The organism is Carboxydocella sp. JDF658 (assembly GCF_002049395.1).
GTDB lineage: Bacteria > Bacillota.
Genome location: NZ_BDLR01000007.1, coordinates 12,804 through 31,479, shown reverse-complemented (window position 1 = coordinate 31,479; position 18,676 = coordinate 12,804). Strand labels below are relative to the sequence as shown.

General features: G+C 52.7%; 24 protein-coding genes and 1 riboswitch. All 24 genes read right to left on the bottom strand.

The annotated features are described in order from the left end of the window. Positions 1 to 21: 21 nt before the first annotated feature. The 24 genes from JDF658_RS02085 to JDF658_RS01975 all read right to left on the bottom strand — a co-directional run bounded on the left by JDF658_RS02085 (position 22) and on the right by JDF658_RS01975 (position 18,638). Entirely contained in the window at positions 22 to 741 is a 720-nt protein-coding gene (locus JDF658_RS02085) for a PIG-L deacetylase family protein (RefSeq protein ID WP_159073871.1), read from the bottom strand. A 5-nt stretch (positions 742 to 746) separates the two neighbouring features. Beyond that, positions 747 to 1,637, bottom strand: a complete 891-nt coding sequence (locus tag JDF658_RS02080; protein ID WP_079906327.1) for a DMT family transporter — start codon at positions 1,635 to 1,637, stop codon at positions 747 to 749. A gap of 108 nt (positions 1,638 to 1,745) precedes the next feature. Beyond that, positions 1,746 to 2,420, bottom strand: coding sequence for a hypothetical protein (locus JDF658_RS02075; RefSeq protein ID WP_078664682.1), 675 nt, complete (start codon positions 2,418 to 2,420; stop codon positions 1,746 to 1,748). Positions 2,421 to 2,528: 108 nt separating this feature from the next. After that, entirely contained in the window at positions 2,529 to 2,822 is a 294-nt protein-coding gene (locus tag JDF658_RS02070; RefSeq protein WP_079906326.1) for a hypothetical protein, read from the bottom strand. Between the two features lie 19 nt (positions 2,823 to 2,841). Further along, a complete protein-coding gene (gene dinB, locus JDF658_RS02065) occupies positions 2,842 to 4,035 on the bottom strand; it encodes a DNA polymerase IV (RefSeq protein WP_079906325.1) in 1,194 nt (397 codons plus the stop codon). Between the two features lie 104 nt (positions 4,036 to 4,139). Then, the gene (locus tag JDF658_RS02060) at positions 4,140 to 4,637 is read right to left on the bottom strand and encodes a molybdenum cofactor biosynthesis protein B (protein WP_078664684.1); all 498 of its coding nucleotides are present in this window, start codon (positions 4,635 to 4,637) and stop codon (positions 4,140 to 4,142) included. Beyond that, positions 4,630 to 5,070, bottom strand: coding sequence for an MOSC domain-containing protein (locus tag JDF658_RS02055; protein ID WP_078664685.1), 441 nt, complete (start codon positions 5,068 to 5,070; stop codon positions 4,630 to 4,632). The genes JDF658_RS02060 and JDF658_RS02055 overlap by 8 nt, the downstream gene beginning before the upstream one ends. Then, entirely contained in the window at positions 5,058 to 5,552 is a 495-nt protein-coding gene (gene moaC / locus JDF658_RS02050) for a cyclic pyranopterin monophosphate synthase MoaC (protein WP_079906324.1), read from the bottom strand. The genes JDF658_RS02055 and moaC overlap by 13 nt, the downstream gene beginning before the upstream one ends. Positions 5,553 to 5,556: 4 nt before the next feature. Beyond that, complete coding sequence (gene moaA, locus JDF658_RS02045; protein ID WP_079906323.1) at positions 5,557 to 6,537, bottom strand: GTP 3',8-cyclase MoaA; 981 nt, start codon at positions 6,535 to 6,537, stop codon at positions 5,557 to 5,559. Between the two features lies 1 nt (position 6,538). Then, positions 6,539 to 8,191: a molybdopterin-binding protein gene (locus tag JDF658_RS02040; RefSeq protein ID WP_079906322.1), complete on the bottom strand. Its 1,653-nt coding sequence runs from the start codon at positions 8,189 to 8,191 to the stop codon at positions 6,539 to 6,541. Between the two features lie 2 nt (positions 8,192 to 8,193). Then, positions 8,194 to 9,453, bottom strand: a complete 1,260-nt coding sequence (gene glp / locus JDF658_RS02035; protein ID WP_079906321.1) for a gephyrin-like molybdotransferase Glp — start codon at positions 9,451 to 9,453, stop codon at positions 8,194 to 8,196. A gap of 9 nt (positions 9,454 to 9,462) precedes the next feature. Then, positions 9,463 to 9,639: a hypothetical protein gene (locus JDF658_RS14565; protein WP_174182999.1), complete on the bottom strand. Its 177-nt coding sequence runs from the start codon at positions 9,637 to 9,639 to the stop codon at positions 9,463 to 9,465. Between the two features lie 65 nt (positions 9,640 to 9,704). Further along, positions 9,705 to 9,840, bottom strand: a riboswitch (molybdenum cofactor riboswitch). Further along, positions 9,835 to 11,169, bottom strand: a complete 1,335-nt coding sequence (locus JDF658_RS02030) for a PhoH family protein (protein ID WP_079906320.1) — start codon at positions 11,167 to 11,169, stop codon at positions 9,835 to 9,837. Its footprint overlaps the riboswitch before it by 6 nt. A gap of 251 nt (positions 11,170 to 11,420) precedes the next feature. Further along, the gene (locus tag JDF658_RS02025; protein ID WP_079906319.1) at positions 11,421 to 11,750 is read right to left on the bottom strand and encodes a type II toxin-antitoxin system RelE/ParE family toxin; all 330 of its coding nucleotides are present in this window, start codon (positions 11,748 to 11,750) and stop codon (positions 11,421 to 11,423) included. Positions 11,751 to 11,752: 2 nt separating this feature from the next. Further along, positions 11,753 to 12,100, bottom strand: coding sequence for a type II toxin-antitoxin system Phd/YefM family antitoxin (locus tag JDF658_RS02020; RefSeq protein WP_242946593.1), 348 nt, complete (start codon positions 12,098 to 12,100; stop codon positions 11,753 to 11,755). A gap of 124 nt (positions 12,101 to 12,224) precedes the next feature. Then, positions 12,225 to 12,470 (bottom strand): ferredoxin family protein, encoded by a 246-nt coding sequence (locus JDF658_RS02015; RefSeq protein WP_078664692.1) that lies wholly within the window; start codon positions 12,468 to 12,470, stop codon positions 12,225 to 12,227. Positions 12,471 to 12,488: 18 nt separating this feature from the next. Continuing rightward, positions 12,489 to 13,055 carry a 2-oxoacid:acceptor oxidoreductase family protein gene (locus tag JDF658_RS02010; protein ID WP_078664693.1) on the bottom strand — a complete coding sequence of 189 codons (567 nt, stop codon included), beginning with the start codon at positions 13,053 to 13,055 and terminating at the stop codon, positions 12,489 to 12,491. Positions 13,056 to 13,059: 4 nt separating this feature from the next. After that, complete coding sequence (locus JDF658_RS02005) at positions 13,060 to 13,812, bottom strand: thiamine pyrophosphate-dependent enzyme (protein WP_078664694.1); 753 nt, start codon at positions 13,810 to 13,812, stop codon at positions 13,060 to 13,062. A gap of 31 nt (positions 13,813 to 13,843) precedes the next feature. Then, positions 13,844 to 14,929: a transketolase C-terminal domain-containing protein gene (locus tag JDF658_RS02000; protein WP_079906318.1), complete on the bottom strand. Its 1,086-nt coding sequence runs from the start codon at positions 14,927 to 14,929 to the stop codon at positions 13,844 to 13,846. A 46-nt stretch (positions 14,930 to 14,975) separates the two neighbouring features. Continuing rightward, a complete protein-coding gene (locus JDF658_RS01995; protein ID WP_078664696.1) occupies positions 14,976 to 15,641 on the bottom strand; it encodes a hypothetical protein in 666 nt (221 codons plus the stop codon). Positions 15,642 to 15,856: 215 nt separating this feature from the next. After that, complete coding sequence (locus tag JDF658_RS01990) at positions 15,857 to 16,714, bottom strand: ABC transporter substrate-binding protein (RefSeq protein WP_079906317.1); 858 nt, start codon at positions 16,712 to 16,714, stop codon at positions 15,857 to 15,859. A 20-nt stretch (positions 16,715 to 16,734) separates the two neighbouring features. Beyond that, positions 16,735 to 17,493: an ABC transporter permease gene (locus tag JDF658_RS01985; protein WP_079906316.1), complete on the bottom strand. Its 759-nt coding sequence runs from the start codon at positions 17,491 to 17,493 to the stop codon at positions 16,735 to 16,737. After that, positions 17,426 to 18,247, bottom strand: coding sequence for an ABC transporter ATP-binding protein (locus JDF658_RS01980; RefSeq protein WP_078664699.1), 822 nt, complete (start codon positions 18,245 to 18,247; stop codon positions 17,426 to 17,428). Before JDF658_RS01980 ends, JDF658_RS01985 begins: the two co-directional genes overlap by 68 nt. 130 nt (positions 18,248 to 18,377) lie before the next feature. Next, positions 18,378 to 18,638: a pro-sigmaK processing inhibitor BofA family protein gene (locus JDF658_RS01975; protein WP_079906315.1), complete on the bottom strand. Its 261-nt coding sequence runs from the start codon at positions 18,636 to 18,638 to the stop codon at positions 18,378 to 18,380. Positions 18,639 to 18,676: the final 38 nt, after the last annotated feature.

The following is an 18,676-nucleotide window of genomic DNA, read 5'->3' as shown; positions in this document are numbered from 1 at the left end:
TTGTTTTATTTTACCATTTTTTTATTTATTGTTCAAGATTCCCCTTTCTTTTTCTCCGCCCGTCCATACCGGCCACACCCGGTGAAAACCCTCTTTGGATAGGGCTTTCTGCAACTGTTCCTCCGTCAGGCTGAAAAAGACCCGCTCCAGAGACAGGTGCTGGGTACGGTGACATAACAGAGCCTGTTTTTTCACTTCCACCCATTCCCCGACATCCAGTACCGTTGTAACCGGCAGAGAAGGCAAAGCCTGTCTTAACTGCAAATGTTCCCGCACCCCCTGCTCCCAGGCATAATAGTAGAGACGGGCCGGCCGCTCTTCCTCCGGCAGGCTCCAGAAAGCCAGGGTGGCAAAATGACTGATGGCCCGGTGGTCAACATGGCCGCTGATGCCATCCGGCCCGAAGGTCACCAGTACTTCCGGCCTTTCTTCCTTGAGCAGTTGCACTATTTTCCCCACAATTTCGGCCGGGTTAGCCAGCAGTACCTCCTTATCCCGATAACCCAAAAACTCCACCCGGCTGATTCCTAACACCTCAGCCGCTGCCCGCAGTTCCCGTTCCCGCACTTCTCCCAATTCTTCCTGACGGCAAAGAGGTGGATCACCGCATTTACCCGCTTCCCCGCGGGTAGCGCACACCAGCACCACCCGGTGTCCCCGCCGGGCATAGCGGGCAATGGTGCCACCGGCCCCAAAGGATTCATCATCCGGATGGGCCAGCACAAACATTAATGTAGCCATCATCCTCACCCCCGATTGGTAAGATAGACGCCTCCAGCTACCAGGAGGCCACCTATAAGCTGGGCCTGTTGCAAGGGCTGCTGCCAGACCAGCCAGGATAAGAGGGCAGCAAATACCGGTATCAGGTTGAGAAAAACAGCGGCCCGGGCCGGCCCCAGGCCCTGTACTCCCTTATTCCAGCCGATAAAGGCCAGCACTGAAGCAAAAATCCCGATATAGAGGATGCCAGTAATCACCTCTGGCCGCTGCCAGGGCAGGGCCATGATATTGATTTGCCCCAGTTCCCAGCCTGCCACCGGATAGAGCAACACAGTTCCAATAGCTGTACTCCAGGCGGTGGCACTCAATACCGGTATTTCCTTCATCACCTGGCGGCTGCTGAAAATATAGACTGTCCAGATGAACAAATCCAGCACCATGGTCAGGTCGCCCCAGTTCAAACCCAGCCGGGTCAAGCGCTGCCAGGAACCCTGGCTCACTACCCAGACCACCCCGGTGAGGGACAGGCCCAGCCCCAGCAGCTGGCGGCGGTTCAGCTTCTCCCGAAACAGGAAATAGGCCAGGGCAGCGATCACTACCGGATTAGCACTGCTGATCAAGGCTGCATTGGTCGGAGTAGTATACTTCAAGGCCAGATACACCAGGGAATTGAACAAAAATACCCCGCTTATCCCCATTAACAGCAAATGCTTTCGGTATTTTTGTACCTGGGGCCAGGCCAGTTTTTCCTGCCACCAGGCCCAGGGCAGCAAAATCAAGGAAGCTACTGTCCAGCGCAAAGCGGCCAGGGTCCAGGGCGGAATCATTTTAACCAGGAATTTGCCAAAAACGAAATTACCGCCCCAGAGCAGGTTGGTTAACACCAGTATCAGCATGGCCAGACGGTTTTTGTTCAATGCTTACACCTCCAGTAAAGAAAAAAGCACCCCTGTTAGGATGCTACCATGTTACCATTCTATAATAGCTATTATATCATTCCCTGTACCCAGTACAAAATCCTAATGTCATCCTTTTTCCCCGCAATAACCGCAAACCCCCATCCGGGGAGAATTGACTACAGGTAGCATCATATCCTCACCACATTCATGTTCCTCGCCACATTCAGTACAATAAAAGGCATCTTCTTTATAAATACAGCAACTGCACAATTGAACCGCCGGTCTCCCACACTCTACACAAACAAACTCAGGTGGAAGGTTGCGGGCCATTAGTATTACTTTTTCTTTGCGCTTTGCTCCTGTCTTTGTTGATATTACCTTTAATTTTAATACTGTAGTTGAGCCAAAATCATATTCATGTATAAATTCAAGTCCTTCATACAAAACATCATTCAACTTCACTTTCATACTCTTATTTCTTCCAAACATGATATCTGGGTCAGGGTCTGAATCATAAATTTTGCCCTCAATTCTGAATCTGCTCAAATGACCACAACACTCCAGCCACCTGTCTCTTAAAAACTGATCCAGATCCTTTAAAGAAGCTTTCGCAGACACATCCAAATACATACAATATTCTTTCTGATAGTAACCCTGAACCTGGACCCAATAATACACCTCTTCCCCGGGCTGAGTTTTTTCTTTTCTAACCTCACACTTCTCCAGATGCCTCTTGATGGCAACCTTTCCGAAAAGTTCCCCACAATAATTACATTTGATACCTTCATTTTTCTTCTTCATTTTATTCCTTCCTTCTATTTCCTTTGTGTTTACTTTTACACCTTTTAGCAGTATTTTATCAAATTCACCTTGCCATTTCCATGGTTTATTACTCTTTTATATCATTAATTACCATTCCCAATCAACCAGTTGCACTTCAATGATATATCGTTCCCTGAGCCGCCGTATCCTGTTCTGGGGAGTGACCCCTTCCAGCACCCCTCCCTGCAGGCGAAAGGAGGAAAAAAGCAACTCTTTGGCCTGCCCCTGCCAGTAATATATGATCCGGATGCCTTTTTCTTCCTGCCAGGCCTGCTGCAACAGGCCCCTGATTTTTTCCCTGTCCGCTTCCTCCAGTCTTTTCCAGGGCGGTTTGCCTGCCTGTTCGTGAATAACCAGTTCCCGCATTTCCGGCAATAACATGCGATGTCCCTCCCACAGCTTATTCCCTCTGTCCATAATGAATCCCCGCCTCAGTCAAGGCCCCTCCCCGCATGATGCTGTAACGGCCAAAGCGTTCCCGAATCAGATCACAGGTCTGGTTTAACCGCTCCAGTTTCAGCTTTTCCCCGAAAACATCCAGCTGCAAGGCGGTTTTGGGGCGCAATTTAGAAAGGCCCACTCCTACCAGCCGTACCCTTTTCCCTTCCGGCCAGTAGCGCTCCAGCAAAGTGCAGGCCTGGCGGTAAATATCCTCGGTCAAATCCGAATATTCCCAGAGGCTGGCCGACCAGGAATAAAAATGGAGTTCACTATCCCGCAGGGTCAGGGAAACGGTTTTGCCTTCATATCCTCCCTGACGTACCCGCCGCCCTACCATTTCCGCCAGTTCCAGAATCGCTGCCCTCAACTCCCGGTAACTGGCATAGTCCCGGGGCAAAGTCATCTGATTGCCAATGGATTTGGCCGTTTCCAGGGACCCCGGACTGACCGGGCTGTAATCAATACCATTGGCTGACATATGTAATACTCGCCCGATGATGCCAAACCGCCGCTCCAGCACCTCTACCGGGAAATTTGCCAGGTCACCGATGGTCTTGATGCCCAGAGCCTGCAATTTCCGTTCCGTCCTGCTACCCACGCCAAATAGCTCCCGCACCGGCAGGGGCCAGAGCCGCCGGGGCACATCTTCCCCGCGCAGCAAAGTTAAACCATCGGGTTTTTCCAGTTCTGCCGCCATTTTGGCTACCAGTTTATTGGGCCCAATCCCGACCGAACAGGTCACCCCCACTTCCTCCCGAATCCGCCGCTTCATCTCCCGGGCCACTGTCAGAACATCCCCGAACAACCCCTCACACCCCTTGAGATCAACAAAAGCTTCATCAATGGAAAAGGGCTCCACCAGCGGCGAATACTCCCGGATGATTTGCAGGATGCGGCGGGAGAAAGCCAGATACTGGCCATAGTCAGGACGGACATAGATACCATGGGGCAAAAGGGTTCGGGCCTCCCAGGCAGTCATCCCCGTTTTGACCCCGTATTTTTTGGCTTCATAGGATGCTGCCAGCACAATCCCGCGGCGCTGCTCCCGATCCCCGCATACCACCACCGGCTTACCCCGTAAGCCCGGGTCCAGGGCCTGATGGACCGAGGCGAAAAAGGCGTTCATATCGATCAGTAAAATAGTGGGCTCCAATCCTACCGCCTCCTCTGAACAAATGTTCCATCCCAGGTCTATTATACTTTTTGAACATCTGTTCTGTCAAGCCCCAAAATAAAACAGAGGTTCGCACCTCTGTTTTATTGCCGGGCACACTCCCCTGTTTGTCCCTTCATAATCTCAATCCCATGGGGCAGGGCCGGCAGGATAACTTCCAGGCATTCCTGTACTGCCTTGGGACTGCCGGGAAGGTTAATGATCAGGGACCGTTTCCGCTGCCCGGCTACCGCCCGGGACAGCATGGCCCGGCTGGTTTTTTTCAGGCTTTCCATCCGCATCACTTCTGCAATTCCAGGAACCAGACGGTCTATCACCTGCAGGGTAGCATCGGGGGTAACATCCCGCGGCCCAAGCCCGGTGCCACCGGTGGTGAGAATAAGATCCACTCCTCGTTCATCTACCAGCCAGAGCAGCTTTTCCTTAATTACTTCCAGCTCATCGGGAATCACCAGATATTCTGCCAGTTCTCCGCCGATTTCTTCCACCAGCTCCCGGATAACCTGACCGCTCATATCCTGGCGCTCCCCCCGGGAGCCTTTATCCGAGGCGGTCAACACCGCAAAGGTGAATTTAGCCATCCTGCAGCACCTCCACCTGGTCCCCTACCTTGATGGGACCACCGGTCAGGATTTTGACAAAAATCCCCTCTTTGGGCATGACACAATCCCCCGCCTGATAATAAATAGCGCAACGGGTGTGGCACTCTTTGCCGATCTGGGTTACCTCCGCCACAGCCTGCGGACCCAGGCGCAATTTGGTGCCCACCGGCAAGCTGAGCAGGTCAATCCCTTCTGTGGTCAGGTTTTCGGCAAAATCTCCGGGGCCTACCTCCAGTCCCAGCTGCCGCATTTTCTCAATGCTCTCCAGAGCCAGCAGGCTAACCTGGCGGTGCCAGGGTCCGCCATGGGCATCTCCGGCCAGACCGAAATCAGGCACCAGTTCCCCGGCACCCACATTTTTCTTGCGCATGCCTTTTTTCTCACTGATACATACTGCTACTATTTTCCCCATTGTTCTTCCCCTTCCCGTAGATAGTGGCCGCTTTTGCCCCCCGTTTTTTCCACCAGGCGAATTTCGCCGATAACCATGTCCTTGTCCACGGCCTTGCACATATCATAGATGGTCAGAGCCGCAATGCTTACTGCCGTCAGGGCTTCCATCTCCACTCCCGTTTGCCCGGCCGTCTTGACCCGGGCCTCGATCAGCACCCGGGAATTGTTTTCATCCAGCTGAAAATCCAGGCGCGCCCCGCTGATAAAAAGAGGATGGCACATGGGAATCAGGCTGGAAGTAGCTTTGGCACCCATGATGCCCGCTACCTGGGCTACAGCCAGCACATCCCCCTTGGCCATTTTCCCCTCCTTGATCAAAGCCAGGGTCCGGGGGTGCATTCGTACTTCCCCGCGGGCTACCGCCTCCCGCCGGGTCACTTCCTTGGCAGAAACATCCACCATACGCGCCCGGCCCTGGGAATCAAAATGGGTCAGTTCCACCGCTTCAGCCTCCTATCTGAAACATTTTGCGCTCATTTTCACCCCAGCCCGTTTCCCCCATGCTGTGGGCCTGGGGCTTCTGGCCGATGACATCCTGAAAAATTGCCACCAGTTCCTCGAACCTGGCCCCCTGCCGGAGGGGGGTTTTGATATCCACTTCCCGTCTGGCATGGAGGCAAGGTCTGAGCATCCCTTCGGCTGTCAGGCGCAGACGGTTACAGGTGCCACAGAAATGCTGGCTGATGGGGCTGATAAATCCCACCGTCCCCCGGTAACCCGGCACCTGATAATAGCGAGCCGGTCCCCAGCCGGCAATCCTGGGCCCTGGTTCTAAGGTATAGCGACGGCCCAGCTGCAAAAGAATCTCTTCCATCGTCAGACGGCGCTGATGGGCCCAGGCATCGGCCGTGCCAATAGGCATCAGCTCGATAAAGCGGACGTGCAATTCCCGCTCCCTGGTTAGTTCCACAAAATCAAACAATTCATCATCATTGAAGCCGCGCATGACTACCATATTGAGCTTCACAGGAGTGAGACCATGCTCCAGGGCCGCCGCCAGCCCCTCCCAGACTTTTTCAATTTGTCCCCCCCTGGTCAGTTCCCGAAACCGGTCAGAGCGCAGGGTATCCAGGGAAACATTTACCCGGTTTAACCCGGCAGCTTTCAGTTCTGCTGCCAGAGGAGCCAGCAAAACCCCATTGGTGGTCAGGGCAATATCGTCTATGCCGGGAATAGCCTTGAGCTGGCGGATAAACTCCACCACACCCCGTCGGACCAGGGGCTCACCGCCGGTAATGCGGATTTTGCTGATACCTACTGCCGCCCCGGCTCGCACTATTTCAGTGATTTCCTCCAGGCGCAAAATGTCCTCATGTTCCTTTAGCTCCACTCCGTCTGCCGGCATGCAGTAAAGGCAGCGCAAATTGCAGCGATCAGTAATGGAAATGCGTAAATAATTAATTTCCCGTTCAAAGGTGTCCTTCATCTCAGGTCCCGCCTTCCCAGCGGTCCAGCAGGAAGGCCTTTTCCGGCCGTACCAAAAGCCAGACCTGTTCCTCCTGTACCGGTTTAAATTGCAACTGATAAAGTTCAGCCACTTCCTGACTGCACCAGGCCCTGGGCCACAGCCCCGCCATCACTGCTGCCGCACCTTTAAGGAGATGACTCTCCTCCCTGCCCGGTTCCGGGCCAGGCTCGCTCTCCCGGTAAGCCCAGCCCATCAGCCGTTTTCCCAGCAACCGGGCGGGAAAAGCAGCCGGGGGCTGTTCTCCCGCCCAGAGAGTTCCATGAACTTCCCCCCGGCTGAGGGCGAGAAAACCGGCCTGGGAGCCGGTGGGGTAATAGCCCACTTTTTGCCCTTGCTGAGCCAGTTCCAGCAACTTTTCTTCAAAGGGCCGCCAGTAAGTACCGCCAAACCACCACTGTTCCTGGATTTCCGCCAGGGGGCGGAAAAGCTGGACTTCCACTTCCGTCCCGGCTTCAAAGCCCTCACTGAGGCGCGGAACCACCAGCAAACCATCGGCCTGGACCAGGGAAGAAATGGCTCCTGCTCCCCGGCCCAGGGGCACAGCGACCAGCTCCGCTTCCTGGGCCAGCAGTTTAACCCGCACAAACTCCTCCTGGCCCAGGGGAGATACCACCTTGCGGACCAGGCGGGCCCGGGCCGTCGCCCGCCCTGGCAACTGCCCGCCCCGCAGCAGTTCCAGCACCGGTTTCACGAAAAGTTCACAGGTAAGGGCCGCGGATACGGGATAACCGGGCAGACCGATCACCGGCTTACCCTGAACCTCGCCCAGAATCACCGGTTTGCCGGGCTTGATGGCTACCCCGTGACTGACCAGGGTGCCCAGTTCCGCAATCACCCGGGCGGTAAAATCCTCGGAACCGGCAGAAGAGCCGGCATTGATGACTACCAGGTCATAGTTTGCTGCCGCTTCCGCCACCCTGGCCTTGAGCAGCTCATAGTCGTCAGGCAGAGCGGGTTGCCGTTCTGCCACTGCATCCCATTCCTCGATCAAACCGGCCAGCAAACGGGAATTGAATTCCAGGATATCCCCAGGCTTCACTTTACTCCCTGGTTCCACCAGTTCCGTACCGGTGGGGAAGACGGCCACCCGGGGCCGGGCCCGTACTTCTACCTCAGTTACATTGGCAGCCAGCAAAGCCGCCGCCAGGTATGGAGTAATGCGATCCCCCGGCCAGGCCAGCACTTCACCGGCAGCAATATCCTCCCCTACCAGGCGTATGTGCTGCCAGGGCGCAGCCGCCCCATTGATTTCCACATACTCTCCCCGGGGAGTCGCCTGTTCAATCATTACCACTGCATCATAACCGGCGGGAATCACATCCCCGGTATCCACATAAACCGCCTCCGACCCCACCAGGAGCCGGGCCGGTTTGGTCTCGCTGGCCCCAAAGGTGGTTTCCGCTCTGACCGCATACCCATCCATAGCTGAAGCCGGATAATGGGGATTGGCCAGCTGGGCCCGAATGGCCCTGGCTACCGTCCGGCCCAGGGCCTGTTCTACCGCCAGCCGCTCTGGAAGCAGCGGTCTTACCCCTGCCTGCTCCAGCTGGCTCAGATAATTGGCCAGGGTTTCCTGCCGCGGTAAATTATCCAGATAGACTTTCTTGCCCAAATTTAACCCTCCTCAAACAAGCCGATACTGACCAGTTCCCCGGCACTGATGCCATCCTGTTCCAGAGGAATGCGCAAAATGCCATCGGCTTTGACCATGGTGGATAATAGGCTGGATTTGCCCAGAATGGGGACTGCCCACAATTCCCCCTCCCGCCACTCCAGGGCACAGCGCACATGATCCTCCCGGGCCGGACCGGAGAGGACATTCCGCTCCAGCCGGGCAGTGACTGTCAGTCTGCCTTCCCGGTCCCGGTAGGGAGCAGGAGCGGGTAGCCCCAGCAGAGCCCGTAAAATGGGGCGCAGGAACAGGTCAAAAGTCACCATCGCCGAAACCGGATGTCCGGGTAAACCCACCGCCAGTTTCTGGCCACAGCGGGCCAGAATAGTGGGCTTGCCCGGCCGCACCGAGATGCCGTGCACAAATACCCCCGGTTCCCCCAGGGAGGCCAGCACTTCCCCGGTAGCATCCCTGGTTCCCACCGAACTGCCCCCGGAAACGATCAGCACATCATTTTCCTCCAGGGCCTGGCGGGCCACCGCCAGCAACTGCTCTTTCTGGTCCCGGATAACACCATACAGCCGGGGTTCACCCCCCAGTTCGTCCACCAGGGCATAAAGGGTATAGGAATTCATATCCCGCACCTGGCCCGGTCCCGGTTCCTGTTCAGGAGCCACAATCTCGTCTCCGGTGGAAATCAGAGCTACCCGGGGTTTGACCGCTACCGTAACCTCGGTGATGCCCAGCCCGGCCAGCAGCCCCAGATCCTGGGCCCGCAGGCGCCGTCCCGCCGGCAATACCTCCTGACCAGGAGTCACATCCTCCCCCGGCCGCACCACATTTTCCCCCGGCGCTACCGGTTTCAGTACCGCCACCATTCCCGGTGCCATTTCCGTATATTCCAGCATCACAATGGCATCCGCCCCCTCAGGTAACATGCCACCGGTGCTGATGGCCATGGCACTGCCGGGCGGCAGGGGCCCGGGAGGGGCCTGTCCCATCAAGATCTCCCCCACCAGGGGCAAAAAGACCGGCAAATCCTCCGTAGCCCCGAAGGTATCCGCTCCCCGCACCGCATAACCATCCACGGTAGAACGGTAAAACCCCGGCACTGCCGTCGGACTGACTACCTTTTCTGCCAGCACCCGGCCCCGGGCTGCCAGCAGGGGCACCCGTTCCGGGCGAGGGCGAAAGTCCTGCAAATGTTGTTCCAATCTGGCCAGTGCCTCTGGCACAGTGATTACCTTCCCGAACTCAGCCATATAAACCTCCTAGAAACAGCCCAGCTGACAGGCCTTAATACGAATTCCCAGTTCATTGCATATTTTCCCCACCAGTCCCTTTTCTACGCCCAGCTCTTCCGCCAGAGCCCAGGCCTGGGCACAGGTGATTCTGCCTTCAGGCGCAGCTTCTTTTAATAATTGCCGCAATTTTTCTACCTTGTCCATCTTTCTCCCTCCTGTGATCAAAATAAAACAGCCGGCTTCCCGGTGTCAGCCGACTGTTTTCCTTCCATCCACAGCAGACTGTTCCTTTCCACCGGGAGGCAAAAGGGTTTCCCCCTTTACCCTCGAGCCTCAAGCATGGCTCTGGCCAAAGGCCTTGGGCAAACAGCCTGTAGGTCCTTTGACTCGGAACATAAGTTAAATTATGGTTGCCGCCAGCTCAGCCAGCTCTGACCTTTCCCCTTTGGTGAAGACCACATGGCCGGCGATAGGCTGGTCCTTGAATTTTTCGGCCACAAAAGTGAGGCCATTGCTATTGGAATCCAGATAAGGATGATCCACCTGGAATGGATCACCGGTTAAGACTATTTTAGTACCTTCTCCCACCCTTGTCAAAATGGTTTTAACTTCATGAGGGGTCAGGTTCTGGGCCTCATCCACAATAACAAACTGATGAGGGATGCTGCGGCCCCGAATATAGGTTATGGCTTCCAGCTCCAGCTGGCCCCTTTCCTTGAAATAGCGCAAAGTGGTTTCAATACTGGTAGGTTTGCTGTCCTTTTCCTTTTTGCCTTCTTTGACTCCACTCAGTATATATTCGATATTATCATAAATGGGACTCATCCAGGGACGCAGTTTCTCATCCTTCTCCCCGGGCAGAAAACCGATATCATTGCCCAGGGGCACGATGGGCCGGGTTACCAGCAATTTTTTGTAATCCTCTGTTTCTACCACCTGTTCCAGACCGGCGGCAACAGCCAGCAGGGTCTTACCGGTTCCGGCCTGGCCTACCAGAGTCACCAGTTTGATGTTAGGATCAAACAGCAATTCCATGGCAAAACGCTGTTCCTTATTACGGGCTTTGATGCCAAAAGCATCTTTGTTGCCATAGCGCAGAGGCACAATCGCCTTTTTGCTATGGTCAAACCGTCCCAGAGCAGACTGTCCCGTCTCTTCACAGAACAGGGTAACAAACTGGTTGGCAACCAGCTCCCCGCCGGTGAAATCAACCAGCTGTCCCTCCTGATAGAACCGATCAATCTGGTCTCCTGCTACCTTAAGGGTAGTGGTACCGGAGTACATCTCTTCCACATTGACCCGGTCGGTTTTGTAATCCTCGGTCTTGATGCCCAGGGCATCAGCCTTGATGCGCAGGTAAATATCCTTGGTCACCAGGGTAACTTCCCGTTCCGGATATTTGTCAGCATACATTTTGGCCAGAGCCAGGATGGAGTTATCCGCTTTGTGGCTTTTGATTTCCGGGATTTTGGGCAAATCGATGGCCAGTTCCACCCGCAGGAACCCTCCACCAGGAGTGGGAATGCCTTCATGCAATTTACCGGATTGGCGCAGCTGATCCAGAGCTTTGGCAACCCGCCGGGCATTGCGCCCCACCTCATCCATGCGTCTTTTCTGTTCATCCAGCTCCTCAATCACCAGCAGGGGTAAAACCACCTCATGCTCCTGAAAGCGAAACAGGGATTGCGGATCATGCAGCAAAACATTGGTATCCAGTATGAAGAGTTTTTTCAAGCCGCCTACCCCTTTCTGTATCTATTTCCTGTTAAATTCGCCATCAGCTGCAGTTTTTCCTTCCTGCCTGAATATTATTTCTTTTTTCGCCATCTTTACGCTTATCGAAAAACAGCTTATAATATAACTGTAAATACGACATCCTCGTATGGATGGTCGTAAGCTGCCCTATAAGTTCTCCATGATTAAGGACGTTCGAAGTTCGAGGTTGAAGATTGAAAGGGACAGTAGTAAGCTATACTACTGTCCCTTTATTTGTCTATTCTTTTCTGTGCCAGTAAGTAAACCTCATCATCTGCCCTGGCAGAAATAATAATAATCTTCATAACCTCTTTTTCTCTTACCAGCTTATATACCACTCGAAGGCCAAGCCTTTTTAACTTGATTTTGAAGTAACCGGCAAGTTTTATGCTATTTTTGTTCCCTAGCGGTATACCATATCCGCCTTCGTTCTGCGGCAAGGGGTTACTTGCAACCTTGTTAATGGCTTTGTTAATGGCTTTTAGCACCTGTAAGCGCTGGCTGTGGTCAAGGCGCATCAAGTCCTTGATTGCTTCTTTCAAGTATTCTACCTGCCACATAGTTATTCTATCTCCACATCTACATTTTCTAAATCCGTGCTAATTATACCAAGATCAGATAAAACTTTTTCCTGAGGGATAAAATCATCCTCTTTGGCTTTTTCCATACGCCTTTCGGCTTCCAGCAGCAGACGGTACTCCTCTATAGCTTCAAGCATTTGTTCATACAGCTCAGGCTTTAAAAGCACGCATGCCGGAGTGTTATTTTTCACCACAATCTTAAATCCCGTTTCCCTGACCTCTTCAAAGATTTTATTAGCCTCCCCTTTATTAAACCTGGAAATTGGTACTAGAGAATTTAACACCCTGCTTACGGTGATTTTTTCAAACATAATATCAGCCCCTTTCATAATAGACTTCCTGAAAATATTGTATGTTTGATTGATAAATTTGTCAATATTTTTATTGATATTTCTCTCCTGCCGGAGAATATAAAAATCGCCCCTGCACAGGGGGCGATTTTCGCTTTTCGTCCTATTTTTTCTTTTCCACTGACAGGGCACAATCAGGACATACGGTCTGACAGATGCCGCAGAGGATGCATTTTTCCATATCAGCCACTACGGCCGGAGTCCCATATACACCCAGGGTTTTGGACCAGGAAATACAGGAAACCGGGCATTTTTCGATGCACAACCCACAGCCTTTGCAAAGGCGCGGAAAAATGGCCCACTGCCCTTTTTGTCCTTCGTGGATTTCAACCTTCTTCAAGTAGTCCACTGTTTTTTCCCTCCTCGGTTAAGCCTGCTGGGCCAGGGCATAGCCCTTCTCCAGGGCAGCGAAGTTCAAGTCTCTCAGTTTGGGGTTTTGTTCAAACTTGTAACCGAGTTTCTTTTCAATAGCATTTTTAGCCTGTTCTAAAGTTACCACCCCGGTTGCCCCGATAACTGCACCCATAATCAGGATATTGAAAACCCGGGGGTGCAACTCGTTTTTGGAAATTTCCAGAGCCGGAATGCCCATGACTTTCTTAGCATTTTTAGGGAGGTATTCTTCTACCTCTTCGATAGATGTATCATAAACAAACAGGGTATTAGGCCCTACATATTGCTGAGTGCGAACTACTGCCCGGTCGCTCAGAGCCACTACGATATCACCTTTAACGAATTTGGGTGCAGCAATTTTTTCATCATCGATTTGCAAAAAGGCAATGGATACGCCACCCCGTTGCTCCACGCCGAAGTTGGGAATATAGAGGGCTTCCCGCCCGGCCTGGTTGGCGGCCTCAGCGATAATTTCCGCTACGGATTGAACCCCCTGGCCCCCTTCACCGGCCAGAGCGATTTTCACCAGTTTGCTGGACATATTCTTAGCCCTCCTTCTGTGCCGGGGTCTTGATTTCCCCTACTTTGAAGTACTTGGTCATTTCCTTTTCAATAAAGTTCCAGGTATCCCGGGCATTGGTCCGCCAGTTGGTGGGACAGCCAGAGAGAGCTTCCACAAAGGAGAAACCATTGCCTTCCATCTGGTTTTGCAGAGCTTTCTTGATGAAGCCCTTCAGCTGCCGCATATTGGCTACTGTGCCCCTGGCCACATAGGCTCCATCCTGGGTAATGGCGGCTACCGCTTCCGGCCCCTGGGTGGGATAACCCATAGTTTCTACATCGCGACCGTATGGAGAAGTTTCAGTTTTCTGGCCCGGCAGGGTAGTAGGAGCCATCTGACCACCGGTCATACCGTAGTTGGTGTTGTTGACCAGGATAACAGTTACATTTTCGTTGCGAGCAGCAGCATTGAAAAGGTGCTGGGAACCGATGGCATAACCGCCACCATCCCCCATATAAGCAACTACAATCCGGTCGGGGCGGGCCCGTTTGATCCCGGTCATCACCGGAGTTGTCCGGCCATGGTGGGTCTGTACACTATCTACATCAAAAAAGTCCCAGGCCAGCAGGGAGCAACCGATATCACAACCGAAAACTACTCTATCCTGAATCCCCAGTTCATCAATAGCTTCCCCCAGAGCCTTTAACACATCACCGTGACCGCAACCGGGGCAAAACTTGTGGGGTTTGGATTCTTTCCGCCAGCATTTAGGCATACGCAACAATTCCACGGACATGGCTTAACCTCCTTCCGTTATCTACCCGAACCTACAGCAGGGATTTAACTTTTTCTTCAACTTCTTCAGCAGTGATACCTACCCCTGGCTTGAATAAGCCTTCAATGGGGGTATTAATACCGTAAATAGCCTGTTTGACCAGCTTATCCAGCTGCCCCAGAGCGGATTCCACTACCAGCAGCTTGCCGGTTTTGGCCGCTACTTCTTTCAGCTGCTGTTCCGGGAAAGGCCGCAGGGTGATGGGCCGGAAATATCCAACTTTATACCCGGCAGCGCGCAAAGCCTGGTAAGCCCCCAGAGCGGCCCGGGAAACTACGCCAGCGGAGACGATGACCAGATCGGCATCTTCACAATCGCGGGCATCGTATTCGATGATTTCCGGTGCTACCCGGTTGTACTCCTCAGCATAGCTCATGACGATTTCATACAATTCTTCTTCGGTGTTGTAGGTATTGCGCATATGATTGGGCTGCCGGTCAACTCCGATGGAACCTTCCTTACCTACAAACGGATAGGGTTCAACCAGCTTGATACCTCTTTCTTCGGGATCATAGAGAACTACTGATTCCCGCATCTTGGCCTGGTAGCCATCCCCCAGCACAAAGGTGGGCCAGCGATAGGTCCAGGCAGTATTGAAGGCCTTGATGGTGTAGTCGAACAGCTCCTGGTGAGTGGCAGGAGCATATACAATCCGGAAGCCTTCTCCGTTACCACCATATGTAGTCAGAGTGACTTCCTGCTGGGAGTAGATAACGGTAGCTGTAGACGGGCCACCCCGCTGCTGGACAATCAGGACAGTGGGAATGCGCATCATTTCTGCCATGGCCATGGGTTCCTGCATCAACACATTACCAGGGCCTGCAGTAGCTGTAAAGGCTTTTTTCCCCGCCAGCACGCCGCCAATGGTAGTAAAACCGGCAGATAATTCGTCTTCAGTTTGGAGGAATTTCTTGTCATACTTGGGAGCAAGACGAGTCCAGTAATGCATGATTTCGTTCTGGGGAGTAATGGGGTAACCATACATGATGTCAGCTTTGGCAGCTACAGCCGCCCAGGCGATGACCTCATTACCGGTCATAAATGCTTTCTTCTCCCCTTGAATGGGCTTTTCAGCCATGTAACCTACACCTCCTGTATACTTCTCCACGGGCGGGTTTATACCCTTACCACATGGCTTTCGGCATCAGTCTTCGCAAAAAACGCACGGGGTTTCCCAGAGGGTCTCTGCCTTCCGGAAAAGCAGAGCGAAATTTCTCGTCTACTGAAGTAGCAACAATGGGCATACCCAGAATTTCAGCTGCCTCAGCCACCAGCCGTAAACCTTCTACGATCACTTCCAGGGTGGTTTCATCCCCCAGATGGGTATTATTGATCAAGCCATGAACAGTTCCCATTTCCCGGACATGCTGAACGATATCGGCTACCGCAGCAGTCATGGGTCGACTGGCATTGATCACAGCCAGTACTTGCAGCTCCTCGCTTTCCCGGGCCCCTTCCACCAGATTCAGGGTTTTGGCCCCCTCCACCCCATAACCGATGTCCAGGATAATATCTCCCGGCCGCCAGAGAGCCCAGCGCATTTCCGGTTTTATCACCGAGCCAGCCTCGCCCAGACCCATAGTTTCGGCAGTATCCCAGGCGATTACATCCACTTGCTGCTCTTTTAGCTCCTGTTTAATGGGGCGTAAAGTATAAAAGGGCTCTACCAGATCAAGGTCCACCAGTGTCACCTGCCGTCCCAGAGCCGCCAGCTCCAGAGCCCGGTTAACGGCGTTTTCCGATTTGCCACTGGCATATTCACCAATATAGGCTTCGACAATGCGCGCCAACGCCCCACCTCCCCGTTGTGGGTATCAAATTTAGTTTGCGCAAAAAGCCGCAAACTATTAGGTTCCTGCCGGGACACTTCACGTCCCCCCATAAACATGATGGTCCCAGAGTTATTTGAACCATTAGTTTAAGTATAACTTTAATAATGGTCCAGGTCAAGAAAGTATATGGTATACATGGGGCAAAAAAGAGAAGAGGACTAATGGTTAGACCATCAGTCCTCGAAGTTTAGCTTTTTAAGTGCTTTTTGCAAAATATCAGGAGGCAATTCCGAGCCAGTTATTTCCTTGATTTTTCGCCCCACCAGCTGAACAGTTTCTTGCGGCGGCATATTTTTGATTGCCTTCACAGCTTCTTGATGTCCTTTAACAAAATTATCTATCAAAGCTTGTTTGGCTTGATATTTTTCGGGAGTAGTTACCATAACAGCACTTACACCTTCATCCTGGTATATCACCTTTGCCAGCCCTTTTGCTTCCAGCATACTGGGCCAGGGTTCAGCCAGGAGAGCTGCATCCAGCTGTTTTTGTACAAACAACCCGCTGATGGTTGCAGGTTTTTGAGCGCGAATTTCCACGTCCCCGCCTTCATAGGTCGACTTCAGTCCTGCATCATTCAATAATTTACGCAGAATTTGATCCTGGGTATTTCCAATACCCGGGACAGCGACTTTTTTACCGGCCAGGTCTTTAATGTCCTTGATATCTACTCCCTGTCGCACCACCAGAGCCGATCCTCCCCGGGTTACTTCAGCCAGGACCTTTATCTTTAATCCTTGTTTGCTCCGTTGTTCCACCGGTCCCGGGCCTACATAGCCCAGGTCCACTTCCCCTACTGCCAGAGCATCCAGCAATTCCTGACCATGGTTAAAATATCTTTCTTCAATCTTAATATCCCGGCCTATATATTTTTGAAATAATCCTTTTTCAATCCCTACCATGGCAGGTGCGTGAGTTATATTAGGGAAATAGCCGATCTTCAAAGTTTTCTGTTCCTCCGTTGCTTGATTGCCACAACCGACCAGTCCAAATAAAAAGGTAACTATTCCCAGAAGAAAAACCCATTTTTTCATTAACCCTCACCTCCTGAAAACTATGCTCGGTTTAACCCCCAGCGCATCATTACTCGTTGTTCCAGACGACGGAACAGGAGACTATCCGTTAACATTCCCAAAAGGGCAATTATCACCATAATTGCCAGTACCAGAGCCATGTTCCCCAGGTCTCTGGCCCACATCAATACCTGGCCCAATCCTGTCCCGGTGCCGATTAGCTCCCCGGCCAGCAGAGCCCGCCAGCAGAAGGCCCAGGCTAGCCGCATAGCTGTAATTAAATGGGGAACAGAGGCTGGCAATTTCACCCGCCAGAAAAGAGGTAATCCCTTTAACCCCATGGTTTTCCCTACTCTAACCAGTAGTGGAGGAACGTTTTTAATACCAGCTACCGTACCCATAGTCATTGTCCAGACCCCGCCCAGAGTAACTACAAAGAGAATGGCTCCTTCCCCCATTTTAAACCAGAGCAAAGCCAGGGGTAGCCAGACAATACTTGGAACACTCTGCAAAGCGACAATTAACCCCCCCAGGGTATCCTCCCACCATTTATGACTGCAAATTAATAAACCAAGAGCCAGCCCTATAATCACTGCCAGAAAATATCCAACTATCAATCGCAGCAAGCTAACGCCAACTGCTTTAACTAATGTGCCATCAGCAAAGCCAGTCCAAAGAGCTTTTACCACCTGTCCTGGCGAAGGAAAAAGAAAATCTGGCCACACTTCCAGATTATATATAACTGCCCAGATCCCGATCAGGATGCCAAGGAAAACCACTCTTCTTAAGATGGTAGTCATCCCCCAGTTCCTCCTTCAACACTTTTTCCATTTCTTCCCGCAGTTCACGCAGGATCTGGTTTTCCAGCTGCAACAACAGTCCATCCCCTTCCAGCCGCGGATGAGGAGCCTGGACTTTGAACTCGGCTTTAATCCGTCCCGGCCGGGTGGCAAAAACCAGAATACGATCGGCCAGACGCACCGCTTCCCGGATATTATGGGTAACAAAGATGATTGTCTTGCCCGTTTGCTGCCAGATATCCTGCAGTTCCACATGCATGGCCATGCGGGTTTGTTCATCCAGAGCAGCAAAAGGTTCATCCATCAAGAGAATCCGCGGATTGAGAGCCAGAGCCCGGGCGATGGCCACCCGCTGTTTCATTCCGCCTGATAATTCATGGGGCCAGGAGTGGGCATAGCGGCTCAGATGGACCAGTTTCAACAGCTCCAGGGCCCGTTCTCGCGCCACCGCCTCGGTCAGCCCCTGCCGCCGCAGGGGAAAGGCCACATTTTCCAGGACATTTAACCAGGGAAACAGGCCGGGCTCCTGAAAGACCATGCCCCTTTCCGGTCCAGGAGCAGTCAATACCTGCCCGTCCAGACGCACTTCCCCCGAGGTCGGCTGTTCCAGTCCAGCGATAATATTCAGCAAAGTGGATTTACCACAACCCGAGGGCCCCAGAAAAGCTATGAATTCCCCCTGTTCCACTTGCAAATCCACCGGAGCCAGCACCTGGTGCTGAAAATATTTAGTGACCTGGCAGATTTCCAGCATCTCCCTCACCCCTTATATCCGAGTATTTCGATATGTTTTCTTATATTTTTGGTTAGTATCATTTTACTGATAATCCCCTTCTGCGTCAAGAGAAAAAAGAAAAAACCCGACAGGAATTTTCCCATCGGGCTTACATGGCAATTTTTAAAGCTGTCAGTAACACAAATCCCGGTATGCCCAGAAATCCCACCAGGGCCGTACTGGCCCAGTTAAAGGGATAGCTGAAACCCAGCCAGCCGGTAAGCCAGTTGACCAGCAGCAGAGTTGCCGCCCCCAGGGCCAGCCGCGTTACCAGCCACCAGAGGATTTTCAGGGGCCGGGCCAGATAGAGCCCCACCGCATATAAAAGCAACAGCAGGACTGCCGCTGCCACCAGGTAACTGAGGACCATGCTTGTCACCCCCCGTTACCTTCAGCATATGCGGCAGG

Bases quoted from the DNA above. Each gene is read 5' to 3' on its own strand.
- JDF658_RS02085 (WP_159073871.1), bottom strand. From the start codon at position 741: ATGGCTACATTAATGTTTGTGCTGGCCCATCCGGATGATGAATCCTTT.
- JDF658_RS02075 (WP_078664682.1), bottom strand. From the start codon at position 2,420: ATGAAGAAGAAAAATGAAGGTATCAAATGTAATTATTGTGGGGAACTT.
- JDF658_RS02070 (WP_079906326.1), bottom strand. From the start codon at position 2,822: ATGTTATTGCCGGAAATGCGGGAACTGGTTATTCACGAACAGGCAGGC.
- JDF658_RS02060 (WP_078664684.1), bottom strand. From the start codon at position 4,637: ATGGCTAAATTCACCTTTGCGGTGTTGACCGCCTCGGATAAAGGCTCC.
- JDF658_RS02055 (WP_078664685.1), bottom strand. From the start codon at position 5,070: ATGGGGAAAATAGTAGCAGTATGTATCAGTGAGAAAAAAGGCATGCGC.
- moaA (WP_079906323.1), bottom strand. From the start codon at position 6,537: ATGAAGGACACCTTTGAACGGGAAATTAATTATTTACGCATTTCCATT.
- glp (WP_079906321.1), bottom strand. From the start codon at position 9,453: ATGGCTGAGTTCGGGAAGGTAATCACTGTGCCAGAGGCACTGGCCAGA.
- JDF658_RS14565 (WP_174182999.1), bottom strand. From the start codon at position 9,639: ATGGACAAGGTAGAAAAATTGCGGCAATTATTAAAAGAAGCTGCGCCT.
- JDF658_RS02025 (WP_079906319.1), bottom strand. From the start codon at position 11,750: ATGTGGCAGGTAGAATACTTGAAAGAAGCAATCAAGGACTTGATGCGC.
- JDF658_RS02020 (WP_242946593.1), bottom strand. From the start codon at position 12,100: ATGAAAGGGGCTGATATTATGTTTGAAAAAATCACCGTAAGCAGGGTG.
- JDF658_RS02010 (WP_078664693.1), bottom strand. From the start codon at position 13,055: ATGTCCAGCAAACTGGTGAAAATCGCTCTGGCCGGTGAAGGGGGCCAG.
- JDF658_RS02005 (WP_078664694.1), bottom strand. From the start codon at position 13,812: ATGTCCGTGGAATTGTTGCGTATGCCTAAATGCTGGCGGAAAGAATCC.
- JDF658_RS02000 (WP_079906318.1), bottom strand. From the start codon at position 14,929: ATGGCTGAAAAGCCCATTCAAGGGGAGAAGAAAGCATTTATGACCGGT.
- JDF658_RS01990 (WP_079906317.1), bottom strand. From the start codon at position 16,714: ATGAAAAAATGGGTTTTTCTTCTGGGAATAGTTACCTTTTTATTTGGA.
- JDF658_RS01985 (WP_079906316.1), bottom strand. From the start codon at position 17,493: ATGACTACCATCTTAAGAAGAGTGGTTTTCCTTGGCATCCTGATCGGG.
- JDF658_RS01980 (WP_078664699.1), bottom strand. From the start codon at position 18,247: ATGCTGGAAATCTGCCAGGTCACTAAATATTTTCAGCACCAGGTGCTG.
- JDF658_RS01975 (WP_079906315.1), bottom strand. From the start codon at position 18,638: ATGGTCCTCAGTTACCTGGTGGCAGCGGCAGTCCTGCTGTTGCTTTTA.